At 70.8% G+C, this 7,780-nt stretch carries 10 protein-coding genes and 1 pseudogene; 5 read left to right on the plus strand and 6 right to left on the minus strand.

Annotated features, from left to right (window positions below):
* Nucleotides 1–102: pseudogene (locus HMPREF0591_RS34080) on the plus strand (cutinase family protein); the annotation flags it as partial.
* 12 nt (nt 103–114) lie between these two features.
* On the opposite strand, the gene HMPREF0591_RS22285 reads toward HMPREF0591_RS34080, so the two are convergent.
* The 3 genes from HMPREF0591_RS22285 to HMPREF0591_RS22295 are packed head-to-tail and all read right to left on the minus strand — an operon-like array spanning nt 115 to nt 2,178.
* Complete coding sequence (locus HMPREF0591_RS22285; RefSeq protein ID WP_007170927.1) at nt 115–867, minus strand: Rv3717 family N-acetylmuramoyl-L-alanine amidase; 753 nt, start codon at nt 865–867, stop codon at nt 115–117.
* A 34-nt stretch (nt 868–901) separates the two neighbouring features.
* The gene (locus tag HMPREF0591_RS22290; RefSeq protein ID WP_007170928.1) at nt 902–1,558 is read right to left on the minus strand and encodes an enoyl-CoA hydratase-related protein; all 657 of its coding nucleotides are present in this window, start codon (nt 1,556–1,558) and stop codon (nt 902–904) included.
* Complete coding sequence (locus HMPREF0591_RS22295; RefSeq protein ID WP_007170929.1) at nt 1,555–2,178, minus strand: TetR family transcriptional regulator; 624 nt, start codon at nt 2,176–2,178, stop codon at nt 1,555–1,557. The genes HMPREF0591_RS22290 and HMPREF0591_RS22295 overlap by 4 nt, the downstream gene beginning before the upstream one ends.
* Before the next feature lie 78 nt (nt 2,179–2,256).
* On the opposite strand from HMPREF0591_RS22295, the gene HMPREF0591_RS22300 reads away from it, so the two are divergent.
* Nucleotides 2,257–2,460 carry a three-helix bundle dimerization domain-containing protein gene (locus HMPREF0591_RS22300; protein ID WP_007170930.1) on the plus strand — a complete coding sequence of 68 codons (204 nt, stop codon included), beginning with the start codon at nt 2,257–2,259 and terminating at the stop codon, nt 2,458–2,460.
* 4 nt (nt 2,461–2,464) lie between these two features.
* Here the strand turns inward: HMPREF0591_RS22300 and HMPREF0591_RS30415 are convergent, their stop codons facing one another.
* On the minus strand, nt 2,465–2,902 hold the full coding sequence (locus HMPREF0591_RS30415; protein WP_007170931.1) for a DUF6636 domain-containing protein: 438 nt from the start codon (nt 2,900–2,902) through the stop codon (nt 2,465–2,467).
* Between the two features lie 118 nt (nt 2,903–3,020).
* Here HMPREF0591_RS30415 and HMPREF0591_RS22310 point away from each other — a divergent pair, with 118 nt between their 5' ends.
* Nucleotides 3,021–4,190 carry an acyl-CoA dehydrogenase family protein gene (locus HMPREF0591_RS22310; protein WP_007170932.1) on the plus strand — a complete coding sequence of 390 codons (1,170 nt, stop codon included), beginning with the start codon at nt 3,021–3,023 and terminating at the stop codon, nt 4,188–4,190.
* Here the strand turns inward: HMPREF0591_RS22310 and HMPREF0591_RS22315 are convergent.
* Entirely contained in the window at nt 4,187–4,744 is a 558-nt protein-coding gene (locus tag HMPREF0591_RS22315) for a TetR/AcrR family transcriptional regulator (protein ID WP_050790120.1), read from the minus strand. The two genes, HMPREF0591_RS22310 and HMPREF0591_RS22315, sit on opposite strands and share 4 nt — an antisense overlap.
* 214 nt (nt 4,745–4,958) lie before the next feature.
* Here HMPREF0591_RS22315 and HMPREF0591_RS22320 point away from each other — a divergent pair, with 214 nt between their 5' ends.
* A complete protein-coding gene (locus HMPREF0591_RS22320; RefSeq protein WP_244269063.1) occupies nt 4,959–6,227 on the plus strand; it encodes a hypothetical protein in 1,269 nt (422 codons plus the stop codon).
* Complete coding sequence (locus tag HMPREF0591_RS22325) at nt 6,224–7,069, plus strand: SDR family NAD(P)-dependent oxidoreductase (RefSeq protein ID WP_007170935.1); 846 nt, start codon at nt 6,224–6,226, stop codon at nt 7,067–7,069. Before HMPREF0591_RS22320 ends, HMPREF0591_RS22325 begins: the two co-directional genes overlap by 4 nt.
* On the opposite strand, the gene HMPREF0591_RS22330 is transcribed toward HMPREF0591_RS22325, so the two are convergent.
* Nucleotides 7,066–7,776 carry an SMP-30/gluconolactonase/LRE family protein gene (locus HMPREF0591_RS22330; protein WP_170826140.1) on the minus strand — a complete coding sequence of 237 codons (711 nt, stop codon included), beginning with the start codon at nt 7,774–7,776 and terminating at the stop codon, nt 7,066–7,068. The two genes, HMPREF0591_RS22325 and HMPREF0591_RS22330, sit on opposite strands and share 4 nt — an antisense overlap.
* Nucleotides 7,777–7,780 lie beyond the last annotated feature (4 nt).

The raw sequence follows: 7,780 nt of genomic DNA on the forward strand, positions 1-7,780 counted from the left end.
GCCGCCATGATCGACAAAGGCGTCGCCTTCGCCTCCAGCCACCTCGGCGTCGGGGGCCCGGCGACCCAGGTGTCGGCGCCCGGCGGCAACTTCGGCGGCTGAGCGACCGCTCGGCTACTGGGCGGCTTGGCCGTTGAGGTAGGCGACGATTCCGCGCGTCACCGCGGCGGCGTAATTCGCCCGGCCGTCGGGGCTTTGCATCCGCGCGGCGTCGTCGGCGTTCTTCATGTTGCCGAGTTCGACCAGGATCGCCGGGTATGCGGCCAGGTTCAGCCCCGCGAGGTCGGCGCGTCCGTACAGGCCGCCCGAACCGATGTAGTTGGCCGGCTGAAACCCCGCCTCCGCCAACGCGTCACGCATCGTGGTGGCCAGCCGAACGGCGGGCCCGGCCTGCGCGTCGTTCAGCGGCGGGCTCGAGTAGTTCACGTGAAACCCGCGGCCGGACGCGGGTCCGCCGTCGGCGTGGATGCTGACGATCACGTCGGGGCGCATCGCGTTGGCCGCGGCGGCGCGCTGGTCGATGCACGGGCCCACCGAGTCGTCGTCGGGGCGGGAGAGCTGGGTGCGGACGCCCATTTGGTTGAGCGATTCGCTGATGAGCGCCACCACCGCCCAGGTGAACGCGTGCTCGGGATAGCCGTCGTCGGTCGCGGTGCCCGACGTCTGGCACGCCTTGGTCCCGCCGCGCCCGTTGCGGACCTGCCGGTTGATCGAGGCGTCGTTGACGGCGTTGTGGCCCGGGTCGAGGAAGACCGCGGACCCGGCGACGCCGGCCGTCGCGCGCGGGGCCCCCAGGAACGCCGCGGCGCCGAGCAGCGCCGGCGCGCATCGCAGCACGTCGCGCCGCGAAACGGGGCGGTCGGTCACCGCGCGATGGTAACAATCAGCGCTGCGGGACGGCTCAGACGTCGGTCAGGGCGCGGGCCGCGGCGCGGAACATGGTCCGCTTGATCGCGCCGAGGGTGCCGGGGTCCTTGCCGCCCAGCGGGCGCAGCAGGTCGGCCGCCGCGGCGGCCACCTCGCCCTCGGCCGCGGTGGCGTCGACAATGCCGAGTTCGGCGGCCTCTTCCCCACCGAACCGGCGCCCGGTCGTCATCGAGGCCACCGCGGCGCGGGGGGTGAGCTTGGCCTGGATCAGCGCCGCCATGCCGTCGGTGAACGGGATGCGGATGTCGACCTCGGGGAAGCAGAAGAACCCGCGGTCGGCGCGCATCACCCGCACGTCGTGGGCCATGGCGAGCATGGCGCCGGCGCCGAAGGCGTGCCCGGTCACCGCGGCGGCGGTGGGCATGGGAAAGGTGAGCACGCGGGCCAGCAGCGCCTGCACCCGCGCGACGTAGGTCTGGGTCCTCTCGGCGTGGGCGGCCAGCCAGTCCAGGTCGAGGCCGTTGGTGTAGAACTTGCCGCCGGCGGTGGTGACCAGGCCCTGGGCGCCGGCCCGCTCGATGTCGTCGAGCCGCTCGTTGATCGCGTCGAGAAAGTCCGGGGAGAACCGGTTCTCGCCCTCGCCGAGGTGCAGGATCGCGATCTTGTCGTCCCAGCTGAGCGTCGGTGTCATGTCGATTCCTCTCTGGTTTTGCGCCGGGGCTCCCCGGCGTCGAGCACGGCCGTGACCGCGGCGCGCAACCGTTTTCGCGCATCGGGATCGTCGATTCGGTTGCGGCGCAACAGGAGCGCGGTGGGCAGGTCGACGATGCAGGCGGTGACGACGTCGACGGCCGCCGCGTCCTTGCGGTCCCACAACAGGCGGGCGAGCCGGATCATCGTGTCCACCAGCAGCCGGTCCAGGTCGCGCAGCTGTGTCGCGATGTCGGGCGGCGTCTGCGGCCCCAGCAGCTCCTCGCGGCGCACGGTGAGCAGCAGTTGCGAGGATTCCGGGTGGGTTTCGGCGAACACCGCCGGCGCCTCGGCCGCCGCCACCACCGCGGCCACGCCGTCCCCCTCGGGCGCGGCGTCGATCAATTCGCCTTGCGCGCCGAGGAATCGGTGTCCGGCCCGCAGCCACGCACGCCCGACGAGGCCGGCCCGCGAACCGAACGTGTGGTAGAGCGCGCCGTTGGATACGCCGGTCGCGTCGCCGACGGCCCTGATCGTGACCGCGGCCGGCCCGGACCGCACCGCCAGCCGTTCGACGGCGTCCAGGATCCGGTCCTGGTCGTGGACGCGGGGGCGCGGCATGCGGGTGTCATAACAGAGCGTTTGCTCTGTTATGACACCCCGGTTTGACGACGGGCGGGGGTCGGGAACCCTTTTCGCATGATCACTGAGGTCGACGAAGAGGTGCTGTTGGCGGATATCGAGCGGCAACTGGTCGATGACTTTCCCGGGGTCCCGCCGAAGGTCGTCGACGCGCTGCTCCGCGAAGAACATGCCCGGTTCGCGCACAGCCGCGTCCGCGAATTCGTCCCGCTACTCGTGGAGAAAAACGCACGGGAGCAGCTCAAGCAGCGGTCGAACTAGCCGGCTACTTCAGGGTGTAGGCCACCCGCGAGATGCGGAAGAAGTGGCCGGTGCTGGAGTCGGTGCAGGTGACGGCGGCGGGTTCGCCCGCGCAGGTGAGCGACCCGGCGGAACGGGTCTCGCCGGTTCGGAGCGTCGGCAGCCCGTTGCCGCGGGTGGTGTCGGTGTGGCAGACCATGGCCGGTGAGCTGCCCTGGACCATGTCGATCTGATCGCCGAACGCCCCCTCGCACGACCGCGGTCGGGGCGGCATGACGTAGGTAGGGTTCGCGACGCCGCACGACGCCAGGAGAGCCTCGCCCTGGAACGCCGCCATCACGCAGGTGACGTCGCCCGAGGGCGACTGAAACTGGTAGAACGGGTCCGCGCTCGCGACCGCCGGCGGGCCCAGTGCGGCGATGGCCGCGACGACCGGCACGGCCGCCAGCGTTTGCGCGTTCATGGTGGAAGTTGTAGTCCCTTCGGGCCCGGGTGAACAGGGCTCCGGCAACCTTGGGTGAGAGTTGCTCTGCGCGAACCCCTTACAGGACCGTACTAAAAGGTATGGTACGGTCGGCGTCATGTCCGCGGTCAACGCTCGCCCGACGTATGGGATCACCGACGACTTCGTGGCTCGCCTGGCCGAGCGCGCCGAGGAGGCCGAGCGGCTGCGCCGGCTCCCCGCCGCGACGGTCGACGAGTTCCGGGAGACCGAGCTGTTCCGGCTGTTGCTGCCGGCCCGGTTCGGCGGTCTGCAGGCGTCGTTTCCCGAACTGCTGCAACCGATTCGGCGGATGGCGCACGGCTGCGCGTCCAGCGCGTGGACGCTGGGCTTCTACGCCCTCCACAACTGGCTGCTGTCGCTGTTCGACCTGCGGGTCCAGCAGGAGGTGTTCGCCTCGGGGCCGGTGCTGGCGCCCGCTCCCCTGGCCCCCACCGGGCGCGGCGTCCCGGCCGACGGCGGGGTGCGCCTGACGGGCCGGTGGTCCTGGGCGACCGGCGCGATGGCCGCGGACTGGGTGATGGTCGGGGCGCTCGTCGAGCGGCCGGACCGGATCGACCCGGCGCTGGTGCTGGTGCCCGCCGACCAGGTGGAGGTCGTCGACACCTGGCACACCGCGGGCATGCGCGGCACCGGCTCGCACGACGTCGTCGTCACCGACGTGCTCGTGCCCGAGCACCGCATGGTCGCGGTGGCCGACATCTACGCCGGGACGGCGCCGGGCGCGCGGGCCCATGACGCGCCGACGTATCGGTGGCCGATGGTGCCCGCGCTGGCGCTGGTGGCCTCGATGCCGGTGCTCGGCGCGGCCGAGCGGGTCACGGAGCTGTTCGCCGAGCGCCTGGGCGGGCGCGTGCTGGCGTATAGCGGTGCGGCGCAGAAGGATCAGCCCGCCGCGCAGATCCGGCTGGCGGGCGCGCGGGTGCGGCTGCGGGCCTTGCGGGCGCTGGTCGACGAGACCGCCGACGGCATCGACCGGATGGTGGCCGCCGGCGAGCGGGTGCCCCGAGCGGTGCGGGCCGAGGCGCGGCTGGCGGCCGTCCACACGGTCCACGAGAGCCGGGCCGTCATCGCCGACCTGCTGGACGCCTCCGGGGCCAGCGCGCAGTTCCTGTCCAACCCGCTGCAACGCTTCAAGCGCGACGTGGACATCGCGGCCGGGCATGTGGTTTTCGACTACGACGTGAGCCGGGAATTGGCCGGGGCGTTGGCGATTGGCGCCAAGATCTCCCCGATCGCGATGGTCTAATCCTTGAGCATCAGCTCGAGAAAGCGTTCCCGCTGCGCGATCTGCTGCGCCTGCTGGGCCGAGCCGGCCAGGTGCAACAGGCCGATGCCGGCGGCGAAGGTCAACTCGGCGCGCAGCTTGGCGTCCTCGGGGCCGAAGCCGTAGTCGCCGTAGGCCTTGGTGACCGCGCGCAGCAGGCGCCGGTCGGCGGCGCGGACGTTGGCGGCGGCGGCCGGGTCGGTGCGGGCCCATTCGCGCATCGCGCGTTCCAGCGTCCAGTGCCCGGGGCTGGTGAGCGCGGCCATCATGGCGGACAGGCGTTCCCGCGGGGGCAGCGCGTCGAGTTCGGCCAGCGACCGGCGATCCTTCTCCAGGAAGGTGTTCCACGATTCGACCAGCGCGGCCCGGTAGCTGTCCATGTCGTCGAAGTGCCAGTAGAAGCTGCCGCGGGTGACGCCCGCCTGCTGGCAGAGGCGCTCGACCTTGAGCCCGCGCACGCCCTGCTCGGCGAGCAGCGTGTAGCCGGCCTGCAGCCAGTCCTCGACTGTCAGGCGCGGGGGCTTGCGTGCGGCCACATCGTGCAAGGTTACGGGTGGGCGCGGCCCGGCCGGCCGAGGTGCGCCGCGCGCGCGGCGTCGAGCAGTTTTGGCCCTGGGTGAATTCCTGCCAAACACGCGGCGAAGGGTGGGGTCCCGCTACGGCATGCGTGTAATGTCCGGATTTGCTAGCCGACAAATTCCTGTTAACTCTTGGCATGCTTGCTGGGGTGCCGAAGGATCAGGGGGTGCCGTGAGCACAACCGAGATGTCCGACGTGTCGGCGACGACCGGGGTTGACGAGGTCGTGGTGGCGTTGCAGGACGAGTCTTTGCTGCTGGGCGGTGACCCCGCCGCCGTCGAGTCCTATCTGGCCCGGCTGCGCGCGACCGCCGGCCAAGGCTTGCGGGTCGCCGGCATCGACGGCGCCGCGCTCGCGAACGCGGCGATCGCCGGGCTCGCCTCGGTGCTGGCCGACTCGGGCACGTACGTGCAGTTGCATCGCGACACCGTGGCCGCGCTCAAGGAAGGCAACCTGGTTCCCGTCGCCGACGGCTTCTTCCGGCTGACGACCGGTGTCGACGCCGGCCAACTCCTGGCGCAGCTGCAGTGGCGACCGGAACTGCTCGCCCCCGAGGTGATGCTGTCGGCGCAGATGCTCGCCGTGCAGATGGCGTTGAAGTCCGCGGTGGCCGAGGTGGAGGACGCCGTCCGGCGGGTGGAGGACAAGGTCGAGGCGGTGCTCGAGGTGGCCCGGGCGCAGCGCGCCGGCGACGTCCTGGGCAACAGCCTGACGGTCTCGCGGATGGTCGACTCGCTGGAGAAGTACGGGTCGCTGCCCGACGCGTACTGGGATTCCGTGGCCGCCCTCGGGCCGGCGCTCAACGTCGCCGTCGAGCAGCTGCGCAACCACGTGAGCCGCATCCTGGCCTCGTTCGATCACACGCTGGGCGTGCAGCAGCGTGCCGCCAAGCTGCGAAATGCCATCGACGACAACCGGCTTGGCGACACGCTGAGCCTGCTGGTGATCGCCGAGGAGGCGCTGCACAAGTGGCAGCGGCTGAACCTGGCGCGCATCGAGGCCAAGGAGCCCGAGCAGCTGCTGCGGGCGATCGACGAGGCGCGCGGGCTGGTCGACCACCACCTGCGCGAAGACCTCGCCATCTACCGCAGCGCCAAGGAGGTGCTCGACCGGTTCGGGAAGACCGCCGCCGTCGACGGCTTCCGGTTCTGGGCGGTGCGCGAGCTTTCTCGGCAACGGGGTGCGCTGCGCGAGGAGCTCGACCGCTTCGCCAAGGCGCGCCAGCACCAGGTCGAGACGTGGGAGGACTTCCACATCCCGAGCGTGCTCGACGCCGCCGTCGCGGCTCTGGAAGCCGTCGGAAGCGTGACGGGTCGCGTGCTGGTGGCCGCCGGCCGCGGGGTCGTGTACTTGGGTGGGCAGGTCGTCGGGCCGTTCCGGGGCGGGCGTGGCGATGGACCGTCTCAGGCGACCGGCCTTGAGGAACACCAGCCGGCGTGATCGATTTGGGGCTGTCCGGCAAGCGCGCGGTGGTGTCGGGTGCGGGCTACATCCCCGAGCGCGCGGGCCACGGCTGGTTCACGTCGTTGGCCCTGGCCGAAGCGGGCGCCTCGGTCGTCTGCATCGACATCGACGAGCAGCGTGCGGAGCAAATCGCCGGCGAGATCGTCGGCCGAGGTGGAAACGCCATCCCGATCGTGGCCGACATGACCGACCCCGAGCAGGTCGGTCGGGCGATCGACGACGTCGAGGCAGCGCTGGGCGGTGTCGACGTGTGCGTCGACATCATCGGTGGCGCGACCTGGTCGAAGGTCGAGGACTTCACGCCCCGATTGTGGGACGCGGCAATCCATTACAACCTGACCCAGGTCTTCTACCTCTTTCAGGCCGCGGCAAAGTACATGATCGGCCAGGGCAGCGGCGGATCGCTGGTGGCGATCGCTTCGGTCGACGGCATCGCCTCGGCGACCTACCATGCCGCCTACGGCGCCGCGAAAGCCGGCGTCATCTCGTTAGTCAAGACCTTCGCGGATGAGCTGGGGCGGTACGGCATTCGCGCCAATGCCGTCGCGCCCGGCAACGTGGGCACCGGGAACGAGGACCAGCCGCCTGGTGAATACAACGTCAACGGGATCAACCCGCTGGCGGCGCCCCGCGCGCACGACATCGCCAACGCCGCGTTGTTCCTGTCCTCCGAGCTGGCCGCCCGCATCACCGGTCAGACGCTCGTCGTCGACGGCGGGGCCACCATCCGGCAGCTGTGGGGGCTGGGCGAGTCGATGATCCCTTCAGACCCGGAGGCGGCGCTGCCGGACTTCATGCGGCCCGGGCCGTCGGGCTAGCGCTGGTGGATTAGCGGTAGGCCGGGAACCGAGCTTCTGCCCTTGAGGACGTACGGGGCCGTGATCGAGCCGATGTAGATGTCGCGCATGTCTTTGCCGCCCCAGGCGATGCTGGTCGGGCCGTTTAGGAGTGCTCCGTCGGGGTCTTCAATCACGGTTGTCGCCCGGCCGTCCGGGCTGATCGCCACGATCTTATTGGCGAGAACCAATGTCACCCAGAGGTTTCCCGCGGCGTCGAACGCGCATCCGTCGGCCATGCCCCAGCGGCGGCCGACCTCGGGGTCGGCCATCAGGCGGCCGGCGTCGGGGCCGTACTCGTCGGGGCGCCGGCCGCCCAGGGGCCGGCCGAATCGTTCTTGTGGTCCGAGCGTTTCGCCCTCGATCGGAAACCGCACCACATCGGCGGTGAGCGTGCGGACCACATACAGGTAGTCCTCGTCGCGGTCCAGGGCCATACAGTTGGGGAAGTTCACTTTGTCGGCGACCACCCGCGCGGATTGGCGATCCGGTACGACTCGGAAGATGAACCCGTCGGCGGTGCCGTGGGCGATAGTGTCCATGAGATCGTCCGCGACCGTGCTCACCGAACACCAGAGGGCACCAGTCGAATCCGCGCAAACGAAGTTCAGCCACTTCAGGCGGCGCCCATCCAGTTGTCCGCTTAGTACCGCAGTGATCGCGTCGGTCTCCGGGTCGAGGTCCTGCAACACG

The sequence above is a fragment of the Mycobacterium parascrofulaceum ATCC BAA-614 genome (genome assembly GCF_000164135.1).
Lineage (GTDB): Bacteria > Actinomycetota > Actinomycetes > Mycobacteriales > Mycobacteriaceae > Mycobacterium > Mycobacterium parascrofulaceum.

Coding starts and splice junctions, on each gene's coding strand:
- HMPREF0591_RS22290 (WP_007170928.1), bottom strand. CDS start 1,558: ATGACACCGACGCTCAGCTGGGACGACAAGATCGCGATCCTGCACCTC.
- HMPREF0591_RS22295 (WP_007170929.1), bottom strand. CDS start 2,178: ATGCCGCGCCCCCGCGTCCACGACCAGGACCGGATCCTGGACGCCGTC.
- HMPREF0591_RS22300 (WP_007170930.1), top strand. CDS start 2,257: ATGATCACTGAGGTCGACGAAGAGGTGCTGTTGGCGGATATCGAGCGG.
- HMPREF0591_RS30415 (WP_007170931.1), bottom strand. CDS start 2,902: ATGAACGCGCAAACGCTGGCGGCCGTGCCGGTCGTCGCGGCCATCGCC.
- HMPREF0591_RS22310 (WP_007170932.1), top strand. CDS start 3,021: ATGTCCGCGGTCAACGCTCGCCCGACGTATGGGATCACCGACGACTTC.